At 37.3% G+C, this 18,694-nt stretch carries 16 protein-coding genes and 1 pseudogene; 16 read left to right on the top strand and 1 reads right to left on the bottom strand.

Annotation, left to right across the window (positions count from 1 at the left end):
• Positions 1-8 precede the first annotated feature (8 nt).
• From scpB to AC6F8J_RS05635, 14 genes and pseudogenes are all read left to right on the top strand, one after another.
• Entirely contained in the window at positions 9-683 is a 675-nt protein-coding gene (gene scpB, locus AC6F8J_RS05700; protein ID WP_500721667.1) for an SMC-Scp complex subunit ScpB, read from the top strand.
• 22 nt (positions 684-705) lie between these two features.
• Complete coding sequence (locus AC6F8J_RS05695; protein WP_500721665.1) at positions 706-1,416, top strand: pseudouridine synthase; 711 nt, start codon at positions 706-708, stop codon at positions 1,414-1,416.
• A gap of 247 nt (positions 1,417-1,663) precedes the next feature.
• Positions 1,664-3,127: a carboxyl transferase domain-containing protein gene (locus tag AC6F8J_RS05690; RefSeq protein WP_500721664.1), complete on the top strand. Its 1,464-nt coding sequence runs from the start codon at positions 1,664-1,666 to the stop codon at positions 3,125-3,127.
• 14 nt (positions 3,128-3,141) lie between these two features.
• Positions 3,142-3,489: an OadG family transporter subunit gene (locus AC6F8J_RS05685; RefSeq protein WP_500721661.1), complete on the top strand. Its 348-nt coding sequence runs from the start codon at positions 3,142-3,144 to the stop codon at positions 3,487-3,489.
• A 10-nt stretch (positions 3,490-3,499) separates the two neighbouring features.
• Complete coding sequence (locus AC6F8J_RS05680; protein ID WP_500721659.1) at positions 3,500-3,874, top strand: biotin/lipoyl-containing protein; 375 nt, start codon at positions 3,500-3,502, stop codon at positions 3,872-3,874.
• A 101-nt stretch (positions 3,875-3,975) separates the two neighbouring features.
• The gene (locus AC6F8J_RS05675; protein WP_500721695.1) at positions 3,976-5,205 is read left to right on the top strand and encodes a sodium ion-translocating decarboxylase subunit beta; all 1,230 of its coding nucleotides are present in this window, start codon (positions 3,976-3,978) and stop codon (positions 5,203-5,205) included.
• Positions 5,206-5,238: 33 nt separating this feature from the next.
• A complete protein-coding gene (locus AC6F8J_RS05670; RefSeq protein ID WP_500721658.1) occupies positions 5,239-6,651 on the top strand; it encodes an oxaloacetate decarboxylase subunit alpha in 1,413 nt (470 codons plus the stop codon).
• Positions 6,652-7,033: 382 nt separating this feature from the next.
• Positions 7,034-7,945, top strand: a complete 912-nt coding sequence (locus AC6F8J_RS05665; protein WP_500721656.1) for an SIS domain-containing protein — start codon at positions 7,034-7,036, stop codon at positions 7,943-7,945.
• 8 nt (positions 7,946-7,953) lie between these two features.
• Positions 7,954-9,180, top strand: a complete 1,227-nt coding sequence (locus AC6F8J_RS05660; RefSeq protein WP_500721654.1) for an aminoacetone oxidase family FAD-binding enzyme — start codon at positions 7,954-7,956, stop codon at positions 9,178-9,180.
• Between the two features lie 6 nt (positions 9,181-9,186).
• Positions 9,187-9,525 (top strand): annotated as a pseudogene (gene aroH / locus AC6F8J_RS05655) (chorismate mutase); the annotation flags it as partial.
• 30 nt (positions 9,526-9,555) lie between these two features.
• Positions 9,556-10,224, top strand: coding sequence for a (d)CMP kinase (cmk, locus tag AC6F8J_RS05650; protein WP_500721693.1), 669 nt, complete (start codon positions 9,556-9,558; stop codon positions 10,222-10,224).
• Between the two features lie 4 nt (positions 10,225-10,228).
• On the top strand, positions 10,229-11,074 hold the full coding sequence (gene ispH / locus AC6F8J_RS05645; RefSeq protein ID WP_500721653.1) for a 4-hydroxy-3-methylbut-2-enyl diphosphate reductase: 846 nt from the start codon (positions 10,229-10,231) through the stop codon (positions 11,072-11,074).
• Positions 11,055-12,266, top strand: coding sequence for a 30S ribosomal protein S1 (gene rpsA, locus AC6F8J_RS05640; RefSeq protein ID WP_500721652.1), 1,212 nt, complete (start codon positions 11,055-11,057; stop codon positions 12,264-12,266). The genes ispH and rpsA overlap by 20 nt, the downstream gene beginning before the upstream one ends.
• A 123-nt stretch (positions 12,267-12,389) precedes the next feature.
• Positions 12,390-13,175 carry a CheR family methyltransferase gene (locus AC6F8J_RS05635; RefSeq protein WP_500721651.1) on the top strand — a complete coding sequence of 262 codons (786 nt, stop codon included), beginning with the start codon at positions 12,390-12,392 and terminating at the stop codon, positions 13,173-13,175.
• Between the two features lie 80 nt (positions 13,176-13,255).
• On the opposite strand, the gene AC6F8J_RS05630 is transcribed toward AC6F8J_RS05635, so the two are convergent.
• The gene (locus AC6F8J_RS05630; protein WP_500721649.1) at positions 13,256-14,332 is read right to left on the bottom strand and encodes a ribonuclease H-like domain-containing protein; all 1,077 of its coding nucleotides are present in this window, start codon (positions 14,330-14,332) and stop codon (positions 13,256-13,258) included.
• Between the two features lie 321 nt (positions 14,333-14,653).
• On the opposite strand from AC6F8J_RS05630, the gene miaB reads away from it, so the two are divergent.
• On the top strand, positions 14,654-16,063 hold the full coding sequence (gene miaB, locus AC6F8J_RS05625) for a tRNA (N6-isopentenyl adenosine(37)-C2)-methylthiotransferase MiaB (RefSeq protein ID WP_500721648.1): 1,410 nt from the start codon (positions 14,654-14,656) through the stop codon (positions 16,061-16,063).
• Positions 16,064-16,076: 13 nt separating this feature from the next.
• Positions 16,077-18,692: a DNA mismatch repair protein MutS gene (mutS, locus tag AC6F8J_RS05620; RefSeq protein ID WP_500721646.1), complete on the top strand. Its 2,616-nt coding sequence runs from the start codon at positions 16,077-16,079 to the stop codon at positions 18,690-18,692.
• Positions 18,693-18,694 lie beyond the last annotated feature (2 nt).

The following is an 18,694-nucleotide window of genomic DNA, read 5'->3' as shown; positions in this document are numbered from 1 at the left end:
GAAAAAACATGAATTTTAGTAAAACTGAAGCAGCCATTGAAGCCATACTTTTTTCTATGGGTGAGGCGGTGCCCACAAGAAAAATAGCAGAAGCCATAGAACTCTCTGTGGAGGATGTTTATCACGTCCTGTTGAATATGAAAGATAAATACGATGAACATGAACGTGGTGTTATGCTCATTGAAATCGATGAGAGCTTTCAGATGTGTACCAAGCGAGAATATTATGAGCATGTTAAGAAAATTAATTTTAAGCTAAAGGAATTCATTTTAACGGATGTATTGATAGAGACTTTATCTATTGTTGCTTACAAACAACCGGTTACACGCGCTCAGGTAGAAGCCATTAGAGGGGTTAATTCGAATCACGCGGTAAATAAGCTTATTGAGTACAATCTTGTCTGTGAGGTTGGGCGCCTAGAAGTCCCTGGTAGACCAATTCTTTTTGGTACGACTAAAGATTTTTTGAGAGGGTTTGGTCTGCAATCTGTAAAAGAGCTTCCGGAGATTGGGGCAGAAGCCTTAAGCCATCTTAAAGACGAAGTTGAACAAGAGATGCAACTTTCATTACCACAGGAGGATGTATCAGAAGTTTATCCGGATCTCGTAGATGAAGTAGATCAAGCAGATGAAGGCAAGGGCATTGATTTGGATAAGTTGGTGTTGATTGTAGAAGAACCTTAAGGTTCTAAGAAAGTAGGAAACAATGGAAATTAGACTACAAAAATACATTGCCGATGCAGGTATTTCATCTAGAAGAGCCGCTGAAAAACTTATTTCTAATGGCGAAATCAAAGTTAATGGGCATGTCGTAAGAGAAATGGGTATAAAGATTAATCCTCTAGAAGATGTGGTTACCTATAAAAATAAAGATTTGAAAAAAGTTGAACGTTTAGAATACTTTTTACTTCACAAGCCTGTTCGGGTCGTTTCCACAGCTTCTGATGAGAAAAATCGTACAAATGTAGTGGATATGATTAAAAGCCATCACAGATTATATCCGGTAGGCAGGTTAGACTATATGTCCAGCGGTTTGATTATTCTGACCAATGATGGTGAGCTGACTTATAAGCTAACCCATCCAAAACATGATATTGAAAAGCATTATGAAGTAAAAATCGAACCACCTATTACAGAAAATGACGTGAAAAAGTTACGGGCTGGTGTTAATCTTGACGGTGAGAAAACAAGACCCTGTAAAGTGAAGCTCATTAAAGATTCAAGTCGTTATCAAGTCTATTCAGTCATCTTACAAGAAGGAAAAAACAGACAAATCAGAAGAATGATTGAAGCCGTAGGTTCCAACGTTGTAGCCCTTGAAAGAACAGCTATTGGTACAATCACGATGGCAGGTCTTAAATACGGACAATACCGTCCATTAAACCGAGATGAAATCAACTATCTGAAGCAACTTTAAGGATGGTAGAGGCGGTCTCGGCTTTTTTTAATTTTGACCCTTTAGCCATATATCGTTAAAAAAATTACAAACCCTATTGCTATTTTAGTAGGGCTGAGTTACAATAATAGTCGTTGGAACTTGGTATATTACACACAAAATCCTTGTGTTTATTTAAAATACTTATGCAATATAACCACCGATTTCATAAAATGGTATGTTGTCAAATACTTTAAATAAATGCAACTTTATATTTGGAGGTTAATGCATGAGTATGCAGCAAGATTTGGAAAAACTCACTAACCGTCGCAGTACTGCACGAGATCGTATTGATCTATTATTGGATCAAAATTCTTTTGTAGAAATAGGTGCTTTTGTTAAACCACGACAGACAGACTATAACATGACGACCATAGAAGCACCTGCTGACGGCGTTTTGACCGGCTATGGTACGGTGGAAGGACGCTTAACGTATGTATTTAGTCAGGATGTTTCCGTGATTGGTGGTTCGCTTGGGGAAATGCATGCAAAAAAGATTGTAGCATTATATGACCTTGCAATCAAAACAGGCGCACCGATCGTAGGCTTATTAGATTCTGCCGGCATGCGCCTGCAAGAAGGTACAGACGCCCTAGAAGGGTATGGACAGATATTTATTAAGCAATCCATGGCATCGGGTGTTATACCCCAAATCATGGCTGTTTTAGGGACTTGTGGTGGCAACGGCGCTTTGATACCTTCATTGGCTGACTTCACTTTTATGAAGAAAGAGTCAACATCCTTGTATTTAAATAGTGCCAATACTTTGGACCATACCAAAGCATCGAATGATACGTTAAGTGGTTCCGCTTTTAATGCAAAAGAATCCGGTATGATTGATGTGGTGTTTGAAGACGAGACACAACTTTTGAACGGTATAAGAACCCTTATAGAACTCCTTCCTTCTAATAATAAAGAAGAAGCACCTTACGGTGGCACAGGCGATGATTTGAACCGTCTGATACCTAGCTTTAGCGCGGACATAAAGGATGGGCTTGACGGAAGCGCAGCTTTGGCTGCCATTGCAGATGTTGGTAGCTTCATGCCCTTAAAAAGTGAATATGGTAAGGACATAACCTTGGGGCTAGGCAAGCTTGGTAATATGACGGTTGGTTTGATTGCAAACCAAGCAGCTGAAGAAGATGGAAGAATCAGTTTACGAGGGTGTCAAAAAATCGCAGAGTTTGTGGACAAGCTTGATGCATTTGGAATACCGTTAGTGACTTTAGTAGATGTGGTTGGATATACAGCGCGTCTTGAAGAAACACAAGCAGGCCAGTCCAAATACGTGGCAAAGATGATGAGCAGTTTTATTCATGCAACGGTCCCTAAAATAAGTGTTTTGACCAATAGGGCTATTGGATCTGCTTATGTTGCTTTTAATAGCAAACATATTGGTGCTGATTTTGTCTTTGCTTGGCCAAAGGCTAAGGTATCCTTTATGGACGCGGAATCAGCTGTTCGTATTATGTATTCAAAAGAAATAGAAACTTCAACGATTGCAGCGGAAGTGATTAAAGAAAAAACAAAGCTTTATCAAGAAGAACAAATGTCGCCATATAAAGCGGCAAGTCGAGGTTATATTGATGACATCATAGAACCGACAGCAACACGTAAAAGACTGATTGCAGCACTAGAGATGTTGTATACCAAATATGTGCTTAGTCCAGAACGTAAACATAGATCTGTTTAAGGTGGTGAATGAATATGGCAGAATGGCTGGAAGAAGGCTTGGTTGGAACCATTAATGGTGTGGGTACAGTTTTTTTGGTGCTTGTACTCATTGCGATTGTAATCAGTCTTTTCAAATATATTAATAACATTAATCTTTCAAAATTTTTTAAATCAACGGTTAAGAAGACATCACAGCCAGAGAAAAGTCAAACCAATGATACAGAACATTTGATACCTGAGGTGTCAGATGATGACGATGCTCAATTGATTGCAGTCATTGTTGCAGCCATTGCTGCAAGCATGGAAAGGTCAAGTGATCAATTACAAGTCAGATCTTTTAGAAGAATTAATCAGACCAATACTTTATGGAATCGAAGATAGGAGCCCGATTATGAAAAAATTTCAAGTGACAGTGAATGGTAATACTTATGAGGTAGATGTAGAAGAAATTACAAATGGTGGAGTACAACCGCAAGGAACAAGCCAACCGGCACAAACTTCATCAGCGCCGGTTCAAAAGCCGGCAACATCTTCCCCACCAGTAGCGGTGGAGGGTACTTCAGTTGAAGCACCGATGCAAGGTAAAATCGTAGCTTTGAAGGTTACTCAAAATCAGAAAGTTCAAGAAGGTGATGTCATCGCCGTTCTTGAAGCGATGAAAATGGAAAACGAGATTGTAGCTTCATCTGCAGGTACGGTAGCATCTGTTCATGTTGCTATTGGACAATCAGTGGATGCAGGCGACTTAATTGCAACCCTTAATTAGGCCAAGGAGGTTCATTGAATATGTGGGAAAAACTTATTGAGGCCTTTGCTAATTTCATCCACAGTTCTGGTCTATACTGGTTAGTAGAAAATTTTTCTGATATGGGTTACAAGAATTTGATTATGATTGTCGTATCCTTAACCCTTATGTACTTGGCTATAAAAAAAGGCTATGAGCCTTTATTGCTGTTACCGATTTCTTTTGGTATGTTGCTTGTTAATCTTCCGATTACTTTTATTATGGAAGGTGCTATGACTCAAATACCCCTTCCGGATGGAACGGTATTTGAGTTTGCAGGAACAAAGATTGAAGCGGCTGCAACCTTTGCAGCAGACGGTCCGGAAACCGTAGCCTATATTCTATCTCAGGCTAAAGAAATCCCGGGAGGTTTATTATATTACCTTTATTACGGGAATAAATTGGGTATATTTCCACCGCTTATATTTATGGGTGTTGGTGTTTTGACCGACTTTGGTCCCTTGTTAGCCAATCCAAAAAGTTTTCTTTTAGGTGCCGCTGCACAATTTGGTATTTTCTTAGCCTTTTTCGGGGCACTTATGTTAGGTGAATTTTTTCCTGAATTTTTTGCCTTTGGTCCTAAAGAAGGGGCAGCCATTGCCATTATTGGCGGTGCAGATGGTCCAACCGCCATATATACAGCGATAAAACTGGCCCCTCATTTGCTTGGACCTATAGCGGTAGCGGCATATTCTTATATGTCTCTGGTGCCGATTATACAACCACCGATTATGCGGTTATTAACAACCAAGGAAGAACGAAAAATTAAAATGAAGCAACTAAGACCTGTATCTCATACAGAAAAAATACTGTTCCCAATTGTCGTTACCATTTTGGTCATTTTGATTCTACCTACGACAGCGCCTTTAATAGGTATGCTAATGTTTGGTAATTTAATCAAAGTATCCGGAGTTACGGAAAAATTGGCAGAAGTAGCTTCTAATGCTTTAATGTATGTCATTACTATATTTCTTGGGATCACCGTTGGTGCAACAACCAGTGCTGAAGCTTTTCTTAACTTTGAAACCCTTGGAATACTATTACTTGGATTGGTTGCCTTTTCCTTTGGTACGGCTTCAGGTGTCTTACTTGCTAAACTGATGAATAAATTGTCCAAGACGCAGATTAATCCTCTTATTGGTGGGGCGGGTGTTTCAGCAGTGCCGATGGCGGCTCGAGTTGTTCAAAAAGTCGGTCAAGAAGAAGATAAAAGCAATTTTCTGCTTATGCATGCCATGGGACCTAATGTGGCAGGTGTCATCGGTTCGGCGGTTGCAGCAGGTGTATTCTTATCCTTATTTTTAACAGCTTAATAATAATAATAATAATGGACCAAGGAGGTAAATATGGCAGACATGATAAAAAAACCAATAAAAATTACAGATACAATTTTTAGAGATGCCCATCAATCATTGATTGCAACACGGATGACCACAGAAGATATGCTTCCCATTATTCGGAAATTGGATAAAGTAGGCTATCATTCTATGGAAGTGTGGGGGGGTGCTACTTTTGATGCCTCTTTAAGATTTTTAAAAGAAGATCCATGGGAGCGTCTTAGAAGTTTGCGAGATGGGTTTAAAAACACCAAATTACAAATGCTCCTTAGAGGTCAAAACATTCTAGGTTATAGAAATTATCCAGATGATGTGGTTGAATATTTCGTTCAGAAGGCGATTTCCAATGGGATTGATATTGTTAGAATATTTGATGCCCTGAACGATTCTCGTAATTTAAAAACAGCTATCGATGCCACAAATAAAGAAGGTGGACACGCCCAAGTGGCGATTGCCTATACGTTGTCCAAAGTACATACAATCGACTATTTCACCGATTTAGCCAAAGAACTTGAATCCATGGGGGCAAAATCCATCTGTATTAAAGATATGGCCGGCCTACTTGTGCCTTATGAAGCCGAAAAACTGGTCAAAGCCCTAAAAGCAAATGTGGATTTACCTTTACAAATCCATTCACATTATACTTCCGGTGTTGCATCCATGTCTTATATGAAGGCGGTTGAAGCCGGATGTGATGTTATAGATACAGCAATATCGCCATTTGCCCTTGGAACGGCACAACCGGCAACAGAAGTCATGGTAGAATCTTTTAGAAATACACCTTTTGATACCGGATTTGATCAAGAATTATTGGCAGAGATTGCAGATTATTTTAGACCTATGCGTGATGCAGCTCTTGATTCCGGTCTAATGAATCCAAAAGTATTAGGTGTTAATATTAAAACCCTTTTATATCAAGTACCGGGTGGTATGTTATCAAATCTGGTTTCTCAACTTAAGGAGCAAAATGCTGAACACCGTTTTGCAGAAGTGCTAGAAGAAATGCCTAGGGTTCGAGCTGACTTTGGGTATCCGCCATTGGTAACACCGACCAGCCAGATTGTTGGTACTCAAGCAGTTCTAAATGTTTTGGGTGGAGAGCGGTACAAAATGATTACAAAAGAGTCCAAAGCTCTGGTGAAAGGTGAGTATGGACGAACACCGGTTGCCATATCACCGGAGATTGTAAAGCAGATCATCGGTGATGAAAAACAGATTACTTGTCGTCCGGCAGATTTAATAGCACCGGAAATCGATAAACTAAGAAAAGAAGCCAGTGCATATATCAAGCAAGATGAAGACGTATTGTCTTATGCCTTGTTCCCTCAAGTCGCAGTAGATTATTTTAATCACAGAGATGCAAAGCTGACAAAAGTAGATATGACTGTAGCTGATAAAGATAACAAAGTTTATCCTGTATAAAACAAAGATGATTCAGTCACCTTTTTGGTAGCTGAATCTTTCTTTTGTGTCATCATATATGATTAAAATGTCAAAACTATATGATTGAACGCCTAAATATACTATATTCTTATATGTGTGTCAATGTAACCTGTAAAGTTTCGATGCCTTTACTCTATTTATAAATAACAATTGTAATTGTTGTGGCTTTGGTTTATAATAAATGAAGGAAAAACTTTAATACAATTCATTTGTTTGACAAATGAATTGTATTAAAGTTTTTGAAGCAAATATTGCTTAAGACGTCAAGTGTATTAAGCTTGGATTTGACACTCTAATCACCAATGAATACTTAGTAATTTATGGACGTTAATAGACTAAATGGTCTAGAAAAGAGGAAAATATGAATGGACAAAATGACTTAGTAAAGCGAATTAACAGTAATTATTCAAAGTTTAGCAAGGGTCAGAAATTGCTTGCCAATTATATTATAGATCATTATGAAAAGGCGGTTTTTTTAACTGCGGCCAGATTAGGTAAAATCGTTGGTGTTAGTGAGTCTACAGTTGTACGCTTTGCCAATGAACTTGGTTATGATGGATATCCAAAACTCCAAAGAGCTTTGGAAGAATTGGTCAAAACAAAATTAACCTCTATTCAAAGAGTGGAAGTGACATCCGATCGTATTGATCAATCTCATGTTCTAAGATCGGTCTTGCAATCCGATGCAGATAAGATTAAGTATACATTAGAAGAAATTGAAGAGGCTGTCTTTGATCAGGCGGTTGATATGATTTTAGAAGCAAAAACCATCTATATCATAGGTGTTAGAAGCAGTGCAACTTTAGCCAATTTTTTGGGTTTTTATTTTAACCTTGTTTTTGATAATGTAAAATTAATACATACCAACAGTGTTAGCGAAATGTTCGAACAAATCTATCGTTTAAAAGAAGAAGATGTGGTAATCGGCATAAGCTTTCCTAGATATTCTAAACGCACTTTAAAGGCTATGGAATTTGCCAAAACCAGAAACGCTGGCGTTATCACCATTACAGACAGCTTGCTTTCACCTATGATACAGTTTGCAGATTGCGCATTGATTGCCAGAAGTGATATGGCTTCTTTTGTAGATTCTCTTGTTGCACCACTCAGTCTAATTAATGCACTTATCGTTGCTTTATGCATTAAAAAGAAGGATGTGGTTGTCGAAGCATTAGGCAATCTTGAACAGATATGGACAGAATATCAGGTGTATGATAATGATGATGATTTAAACATTGGGTATAATCTTAATCTACGATCTGATAAGTTTTAGGTGTGAGTATGAAAAAAGTCATAATTATTGGTGGTGGACCGGCCGGTATGATGGCTGCCATTATGGCAGCTAGAGAAGGTCATGATGTGACCTTAATGGAACAAAACGAAAAGTTAGGAAAAAAACTCTATATCACCGGAAAAGGCAGATGCAACCTCACCAATGAGGTGAACGTGGAAGCACTCATTAAGCAAGTGGTCACGAATCCCAAATTCCTATACAGCAGCTTCTATACTTTTGATAGTGAAAGTGTCGTTCGATTTTTTAATGAAATTGGTTTAGAAACGAAGGTCGAGCGAGGTAACCGAGTATTTCCTCAATCGGATAAGTCTTCGGATGTTATTAATGCACTTATGAATGCGATGAAGGATTTGAAAGTAGATGTTCGTTTAAAATCTAAAGTAACTGGGATAGCCATAGAAAAGCGTTGTGTTAAAGGTGTTTATTTAGATGATTTGTTTGTTGAAGCAGAGGATGTTATCGTTGCTACAGGCGGTATATCCTATCAGATGACCGGTGCTACCGGTGACGGTTACCTATTTGCTAAAGATGCGGGTCATACAATAATAAGGCAGGAACAAGGACTTGTACCCCTAATCATTGTAGAAGAATGGGTTAAGACACTTCAAGGTCTTTCGCTAAAAAATGTTGAACTTATATTAAAAACTAAGGACAAATTACTATATCGTGGTTTTGGAGAAATGCTTTTTACACATTTTGGTATTTCAGGCCCATTGGTTCTAACAGGGTCTAGTTATTTGAAAGACTTACCTTATCCTATTCAAGCCTTTATTGACTTAAAACCTAAATTAACCATAGAGCAAATGGACTTGCGTCTACTAAAAGACTTTGAGCTGTATAATAGAAAAAATTTTGAAAACGCATTGGCAGACCTATTGCCCAAAAAGTTGATTCCTATAGTTGTGTTATTATCCGGTATTGATCCGGAAAAAAAAGTGGATCAGATTACGAAGGTTGAAAGGCTTAAGCTTCTTGAAACCTTAAAAGCCCTACCGATGACGGTTAGTGGAAAAAGAGGCTATAATGAAGCAATTATTACTCAAGGTGGTGTGGATGTTACAGAAATTAACCCCAATACAATGGGCTCTAAAATAGTTGACCATTTATACTTTGTTGGTGAGGTTTTAGACTTGGATGCTTTGACCGGTGGTTTTAATCTACAGATTGCTTTTTCCACCGCTTACTTAGCAGGTATTTCTATAGATAAGAGTTAGGAGATTATGATGATTGCAATTAGAGGCGCAATTACAGTTGAAGAAGATACAAAAGAAGCGATTTTAGAAGGTACTGAGTTCATGCTTAAGTCAATTATTGAAGAAAACAATTTAGAAGACGATGAGATTATATCCATTGTTTTTTCAGCAACCAAAGATTTGACTCAGATTTATCCTGCAGTCGCGGCCCGAAATATGGGTATAACTTGTGCCAGTCTTTTGTGTGTTCAGGAGATGTATGTGGTAAATAGTCTAAATAAATGCCTTCGAATTCTTATGCATGTTGAAAAAAATCTTTTACAAAAAGACATAAAACACGTATACTTGAGAGATGCAAAAACGCTTAGACCTGACTTACAAAGAAGGGGTAATAGGATGAATGATATATTAACTATTGCTATAGATGGTCCTGCAGGAGCAGGCAAAAGTACCATTGCAAAAAGATTGGCAAAAGACTATGAGATCGTATATGTGGATACTGGTGCAATGTATCGATCGGTAGCGCTTTATATGATGGAGCATGATATTAATCTTAATGTGGAAAGTGCTGTTGTCGAAGCTTTGAGTCAGGTAAATATACGAATTGCGTATAAAGATGATACACAACATATTTATTTAAATGAGGAAGATGTAACACAAAAAATAAGGCAACAATCGGTTGGGGAAGGCGCTTCTAAAGTATCAGCCTATCTTCCTGTACGAAAAAAAATGGTCAAGATGCAACAAGAGATGGCAAAAAAAACGAGCTTGGTCATGGATGGCAGAGATATTGGAACGCATGTGTTAACCGATGCAAGAGTAAAAATATTTTTGAGTGCAGATGTCATGATAAGAGCGAAGAGAAGGTTCGATGAGCTCATAGAAAAAGAGGCATCCGCAGATCTACAGACAATCGCAGATGAGATAAAAGAACGAGACCATAGGGATATGAACAGAGAACATGCACCTTTAGTACAAGCGAAAGATGCCCATATGCTAGATACATCCAATATGAGTATTAATGATGTGGTGGACGAAATAAAGAAAATCATTGAAAAGAGGTAATGGGTTGGAAATAATCATGGCAAAATCAGCGGGTTTTTGTTTTGGTGTAGACAGGGCTCTGAAAAAAGTGTATGATGGTCTAGGCAATGAACCTATTTATACATATGGACCAATCATTCACAATAATCAAGTGGTTGAGGAATTGATATCCAAAGGTGTTAAAGTTATTCATGATTTAGATGAACTGGGACATTTGCCCCATGGAAAAGTGGTAATTAGAAGCCATGGCATCAGTAAAGCGGAACAAAATTTGATTTCTGACTCGGGGTTTGGTATGATAGAAGCAACTTGCCCATATGTGAAAACAATTCATAATTGTGTAGAAAAAGCATCATTAGAAGGTCGTCATATCATAATAGTTGGAAACAAAAATCATCCTGAGGTAATGGGTATAAAAGGATGGTGCCAGCAACCGGTATATATTATTGAAAATGTTTCACAAATAGAGGAAATACCATTTGATATGAATATTGTGTATGAAGTGGTGGCACAAACGACCTTTAATATTGGATTATATCAAGAAATTTTGATTCGATTGCAAAAATTAAAATTTCGTGTTATTATAAACGAAACAATATGCAAGGCCACTTCTGAACGTCAAAAAGAGGCCTTGGAAATAGCAAAGAATGTTAATGTTATGTTGGTGATTGGTAGTAAACATAGCTCGAATACAATCAAGCTATATGAAATATGTAAAGAACAATGTGACCTTACATATCACATTGAATCTATAGAAGAATTTGAGTTGAACGTTCTAAAAGGACATTCCTTAGTTGGAATAACGGCAGGAGCATCAACTCCTAAGAAACTTATCAAGGAGGTCATTTCGAATGTCAGAAATGCAGAATGAGAATGAACAAAGCTTTGCAGAAATGCTGGAAGCATCTTTAATTTCAATTCATAAAGGTGAAATTATTGAAGGTACAATCATTGGTGTAAACGCCGATGAAATCTATGTCAATATAGGTTACAAGTCAGATGGTATCATCCCTAAGAGTGAATTTTCCAATTACCCAACTGTGAACCTAAGCGATTTGGTAACTGTAGGGAACAAAATCAGAGCCAAAGTACTTAGAGTAAATGATGGTGAAGGTCAGGTCTTATTGACTTACAAGCGTCTAAAAGCAGAAGATGGAATGAAACGGGTAGAAGAATTATACAAATCAGGTGAGGAAGTTACCGCAAAAGTTTCTTTGGTTCTTGCAGGTGGACTTGTAGTGATTATTGATGAAGTAAGGGTATTTATTCCGGCTTCTTTGGTTTCTGACTCCTATGTGAGTGACTTATCTGAATTTAAAGACCAAGAGTTAACGTTTATTATTTCAGAGTTTAACACGAAAAAAGGAAGAATCATTGGTAACAGAAGAATCCTTCTTGAAAAAGAGAAGAGCAGCATGCAAGTAGAAATCTTTAAGAACCTTGAAGTGGGTGCTGTACTTGAAGGTACTGTTAAGAACATTACAGATTATGGTGTTTTTGTTAATCTAGATGGTGTTGACGGATTGGTTCATATATCTGAGCTTTCATGGGGACGTGTTAAGTCACCAAAAGAAGTTGTTAAGATCAATGAAAAAGTGCGTGTACGTGTTATTAACATTAATCAAGAGAAAAAGAAGATCTCTTTATCCATGAAATTTGATGCAGAGAATCCATGGAACGATGCAGCCAATAAATACGCTGTAGGCAATGTTGTAACCGGTCGCGTTGCAAGAATGACGGACTTTGGTGCTTTTATAGAGCTAGAAGAAGGTGTGGATGCACTTCTACATGTATCTCAAATCTCTATAAAACATGTTGAAAAGCCTTCAGACGCTTTGACAGTTAATCAAGTGATTGAAGCTAAAGTTACGGATCTTAACTTGGATGAGAAGAAAATCAGTCTATCGATAAAAGGTCTGGAACTTGAAAGAGAAGAAAAAGACAAAGAAGAAACGGTAGAAGTTGAGGATTCAAAAGAAGTTTCAACAGAAGCTGTTGATAAAGAAGAAGTAAAAGCATCTGGAGCAGAAGAAGTGAAAGCTGAAACGACAGAAGAAGCTTAAGTTTTATAGAACAATGATGACAAACTTGCTGGTTATGCCGGCAAGTTTGTTGTACTTACTATTAGGGTTTCCCTACTTCTTTAACAAGGTGTCGAATATAATAACTGACAAGGAGACAATGCTTTGATTAAAGATTATGAAAGTTTTAAAAAAGAAATATTGTCATTGACGAAAATAGACCTGAATGCCTATAAAGAAAGACAAATGAAGAGGCGTATAGATTCATTAATTAAAAAAAATGGTGTTTCTGATTACGATGCTTATGTGAAAGAGCTGAAAAATAACAAAGAAGTATATGAGGAGTTCATTAATTATTTGACAATTAATGTTTCGGAGTTTTTTAGAAATACAGCCCAGTGGGAAGTCCTTGAAAAAGAGATTTTTCCTTATATTTTTGATAAATTTGGTAAACGTATTAAGGTATGGAGTGCAGCTTGTTCAACAGGAGACGAACCCTATTCTCTGGCCATGGTCCTTAGCAAATTCATACCGTTGAATCAGATTCAAATCATTGCAACAGATATTGATAAGCAGATTCTGTCTAAGGCAAGGGAAGGCATATATAATGAAAAAAGTATTGCCGGTGTACCTAAAGCATTCAAAGACAAATATTTTGAGAAAATCGGTGCATCCTTTCGTGTCAGTGATGACATAAAAAAATGCATTACTTTTAAGGAACATAATTTACTCAAAGATGCGTATCCGGATCATTTGGACTTAATTGTTTGCCGTAATGTTCTTATTTATTTTACAGAAGAGGCTAAAAGTGATATATATAATAAGTTCAATAAAGCGCTGAAAAAGGAAGGCATCTTATTTGTGGGTAGTACAGAACAAATCATTCAGTCTCAAAAGTATGGCTTTGAAACCAATAAGTCTTTCTTTTATAAAAAAACAGGCGAAATATAGGTTGTTAATGTGTCAATTAGGGTCTCTAAGTGGAAGAACGCTTAGAGACTTTTTTGTTGAACCTCTTTTATAGAATATTTTTACAGCAGTGTCAACAACTTTTTAGCATATAGAACAAGATCATCTTCACTTGCCAAATCATCTAAACAAACATAACCCTGTATATCCGTATAATTCTCATAATAGCAGTTCATTGCTAGATCAAGGTGCTTATAAGCAGGTAGAAAACACCCTTTTTTAAGAATGTAGCAGTTTTCTTTGGTTGCTTGTATTTTATGACTGGGATCCACATATTTGCCCACACTTTTGTGAACAGCATAACCTTCCGTGGTTAAGAAGAAATAGTCTTTCGGATTAGGGAAGTAATACTTCAAAGTGTCACGTCTAAGGGGTATTCTTAATGTACATAATGGATAATGAATGCCCAGTTGATAGAGGCTAAGATGAACGTCATGGTTAATCTGATCAGATATGGGAAACCTTATAACATAATCATTCTCATCCTCATCTTCATAACCATAAATCTCATTAATCATTATAGAATCTTCTTTCATTTGTTTTAAGAGTTTAAATAAAGGCATATGTGATATAAGGTCAACAAGACCTAGTAGGTCTTCATAATTATGTAAAAGTAAGGTTTGAAGCAGCGGCTCATCCTTTGTATCTAGATAAGCTTCGTAAACCTGAATTAAATCGCCACCACTAAAAGGATCATGGCGATTATATCCAAAATACTTTTCCATTGTTTTGAGTTTTAAATTATCAAGTCCTAAAGTTTTTTTGAAAGGTCGAAGAATTTTGAGAAGATCAAAACTGATATAACCCGGACAACTTATTTTGTATAAGGCCATTCTTCCTTTTATAAAGGGTAAATCAAATTGATCTCCATTAAAATGGTAAATACGATTGTATTTTTTGAGTTGAGCATTAAAATTGAAAAGCAATTCATATTCATCACTGGCTTTTTCACAAAACCATTGCTCACGAATCAATGCACTCTTCATTTTGTCATAATAGACCATACCAATCAAATAGATGGTGGCATATTTTGAAGAAAATCCGGTGGTTTCTATATCAAAGGCCATGGTATCCGGCTCAAAAAGACAATGATTTGCTTCATATTCCGATGTGTTTATGATATCTTTAATAACCAACATAAATAATCCTCTTTTTATAGCAAGCCCTTAATTTTTCTCAAAACAGGTAAAATCAAGGTAGGTTCATGCTATGAGTGCTCGGGTCAACAGGGTTGCATGTTTATCGAAAATACGTTACTGTCTATACTCTAGTACAAATCTAATAATTTGTAAAGACATGTAAAAGATAGGGTGCAATTGACCCTTCACATAAATCCTATATTCATATATAATGGTTAAGGGTCAGGACTCTAGTTGAACTTACTTAAACAATATATAATTGAGAATCACCAACGCAATAATCAATGACCGTAAATATAGAAATACTTTGAGGTGAATGAATTGAAGAGAACAGGTTCAGTGGCCCTTAGCCACGAGGAAACACTAAGGCAAAAGGCCATTATTGAAAAGCTTAAGCATAGATTGAAAGATAGGGAGCTGACCTATTTTATCACGACTTTCGGATGTCAGATGAACGCCCATGATTCGGAAATGATTAAAGGCATACTTGAAGATATCGGTTATAGAGAAGCGGCTTTTGAGCAAGAGGCTGATTTTGTCATCTATAACACCTGTGCCGTTCGAGAGAATGCAGAACAAAGGGTATATGGACGTATCGGTCACTTGAAAAGCATTAAAAGAAAAAGACCTGAGATGATGATTGCTCTATGTGGATGTATGATGCAACAGCCAACGGTTATCCAGGAATTAAAAAAGAAACACAAGCATATTGACTTGGTATTTGGTACTCATAACCTATATAAGTTGGCTGAATTACTTGAAACCAGACTAGATAGTGGTAGTGCAGTTTATGATATATGGGATGCGCATAAGGAAATCATTGAAGATCTCCCAACCATTAGAAAGCATCGTTTCAAAGCATCGGTTAATATTATGTATGGTTGCAATAACTTCTGCACCTATTGTATAGTACCTTATGTCAGAGGCAGAGAACGGAGCCGTCATCCGGAAGATATACTAAAAGAGATTAGAGAACTGGTAGAAGACGGCGTGGTGGAAATCATGCTCCTTGGTCAAAATGTTAACTCCTATGGTACCGGCCTTGATTTACCGATGACTTTTGCAGAACTTATTCATGAGGTGGAGAAGGTTGAAGGTTTAAGACGTATTCGTTTTATGACACCCCATCCCAAAGATCTGTCAGATGACCTTATTCAAGTCATGTCGGTTTCACAGAAAATCTGTCATCATGTTCATCTACCCATTCAATCCGGAAGTTCCAGACTTTTAAAAGCTATGAATCGACATTATACCAAAGCATCTTATCTGGATTTAGTATCCAGAATCAAAGCAAAAATACCGAACGTAGCCATAACAACCGACTTGATTATTGGCTTTCCGAGTGAAACAGAAGCAGATAATGAAGATACTATTGATGTGATACATCAAGTTGAGTATAATACAGCGTATACTTTTATTTATTCAAAGAGAACCGGTACACCGGCCGCTAATATGGAAGACCAGATACCGGAATCAGTAGTAAAAGAGCGTTTTAATAAGGTTCTTGAGGCTATGGATATAGTGAGCTTGAAAAACAGTAAAAAGCATATCGGTAATACTTATGAACTTTTAGTTGAAGAAGTGAACCATAAGAAAGCAGACTGGGTAAGTGGACGTCTAAAAGATAATCATTTGGTTCATATTCAAGGGGATGAAAGTCTTATCGGTACATTTGTGGATGTAAAAATTATCGGATCAAAAACTTATTACCTTGTTGGTGAGATTATATAAAAGAGGGGATACTATGGCTGAAAAACTAACACCCATGATGCAACAATACGTAGATATCAAAAAACAATATAAGGACGCCATCCTTTTTTTTAGGCTTGGTGATTTTTATGAGATGTTTTTTGAAGATGCAATCATCGCTTCTAGAGAGTTGGAAATCACCTTAACAGCTAAGAGCTGTGGTATGGATGAGAAGGCCCCTATGTGTGGTGTGCCTCATCATGCGGTAGAAGGCTATATTGATAAGCTTATAGATAAAGGTTATAAAGTTGCTATAGGTGAGCAATTAGAAGATCCGAAGTTGGTAAAGGGGATTGTGAAGCGTGATGTGGTTCGAGTGGTAACACCGGGAACCAATATGAACCTTCAATCTTTAGACGCCGATAAGCACAATTATCTAGTGACCCTTTTTCAAAATATTGCACATTATGGTATAGCCTATGTGGATATTACGACCGGCGACTTCTATGTTACTCAGGTTCAAGGGTACGAAAAAGTATTAGATGAGTTGGCAAAAGTTCGGCCGCGTGAAGTCATATGTAATAATACAGCTTTATGTAATGAACCCTTAATGGAAGGGGTTAAGAATCGATTCAAAAGTTTTATATCAGCTAGAGAAGATTGGTACTTTGACCTAGAGCGGTCCACAGAAGCCATTAAGAAACAGCTTAGAATAGGATCTTTGGAAGGCTTAGGCTTTGCGGACAAATCAGAAGCTATAAAGGCTAGTGGTGCTCTTATCGAATACTTAAATGAGACACAAAAAAGTCAATTACATCATTTGTCTCATATTCGTTATTATGCCACAGAAGACTTTATGCTACTGGACTTGTCGACGCGACGCAATCTTGAGTTGGTAGAGACTTTAAGAGAAAAAGAGCGCCGTGGTTCCTTACTATGGGTGGTGGATAAAACCAAAACCGCCATGGGTGCCAGATTATTAAGACAGTATATTGAACAACCTTTAATTCAGGTAGATGAGATTAATCAACGGCTTGACGGTGTTTCGAATTTATATGATGAGCCCATGTATTTAATGGAGTTGAAAGAATATTTAACACCTATATATGACATTGAAAGACTTATGAGTAAGATAAGCTGTCAAACGGCTAACGGCAGAGACTTACAAGCTTTTAAGCAATCCATCAATATGATTGAACCTATTAAGACTTTGCTTGAGAATCTGGAGGCCGCCTATTTTATTAGAATAAGGGAAGAACTAGATGACTTAAGAGATTTATATGAATTAATTGACCAAGCTTTAATTGAGGAACCTCCGATTGCCATTACTGAAGGTAGACTTATATTGAAAGGCTTCAATGAGGAAGTGGACCGATTAAGATCTGCGACGACAGACGGCAAAGAATGGCTTGTTAAGTTAGAATCTAGGGAAAGAGAACGCACAGGCATTAAGAATCTAAAAGTTAAGTACAATAAGGTGTTTGGCTACTATATAGAAGTGACCAATTCATATTTGAATCTGGTGCCGGAAGATTATACAAGAAAACAGACCATGTCAAATGGCGAGCGTTACATCACGCCGGAATTGAAAGAAATGGAAAACACCATATTAGGTGCTCAAGAAAAACTTGAGGCTTTGGAGTATGAATTGTTTGTTGGAATTCGAGACACCTTAAAATCAGCGGTTGGAAGAATTAAGGCTTCAGCTGATCAAATTGCAAAATTGGATGTTATGCAAAGTTTGGCAGATACTGCCCTTAAGGAGAATTTTGTTAGACCACAAGTGCAAAACGAAGGTACGATTGATATTGAAGAAGGAAGACATCCGGTTGTTGAAAAAATGATGCCCCATGATCAATTTATCAGTAACAATACATATTTGAATCAACATGAGCATCGATTTTCTATTATTACCGGACCCAACATGGCCGGAAAATCTACTTATATGCGTCAAGTAGCTTTAATCACATTATTGGCCCAAGTAGGTAGTTTTGTTCCGGCCAAATCAGCAAAGATATCGATTTGTGACCGAATTTTCACAAGAGTTGGTGCATCGGATGACTTATCTTCCGGTCAAAGTACATTTATGGTAGAAATGACGGAAGTGGCCAATATCTTAAGAAACGGTACGAAGAAATCACTAATAATATTAGACGAAATCGGACGTGGTACCTCTACTTTTGATGGTTTAAGTATTGCGTGGGCTGTGGTGGAATATATTGTTAATATCCATACCATGGGTGCAAAAACCTTATTTGCCACCCATTATCATGAACTGACAGAACTTGAAGGTAAGATTGAAGGGGTACAAAATTATTGTATTTCTGTAAAAGAACAGGGTGATGATATCATTTTTCTTAGAAAAATCATCCCTGGTGGTGCCAATAACAGTTATGGTATACAAGTGGCTAAGTTGGCTGGTGTGCCGGATTTTGTCATAGAACGTGCCAAAATGATATTGGAAGAATTGGATCAAGCAGATATAACCAAACATGCTGAAAGCATCAAGGTTATGGAAAAACCTGAGAAAGTTAAAGACTTGCAGTTAAGTCTTTTTGAAAACATATCTGAAGATGTGGTCGAAGAGTTAAGGTGCCTTGATGTTAATGCACTAACACCTCTTGAAGCACTGAATAAACTGGCACAACTTAAAAAACGTCTTAAGGGATAAGG

This window comes from Petrocella sp. (genome assembly GCF_059865615.1).
Note: the sequence above shows the minus strand (reverse complement) of the source record. Positions and strands in the feature narration are given on the sequence as shown.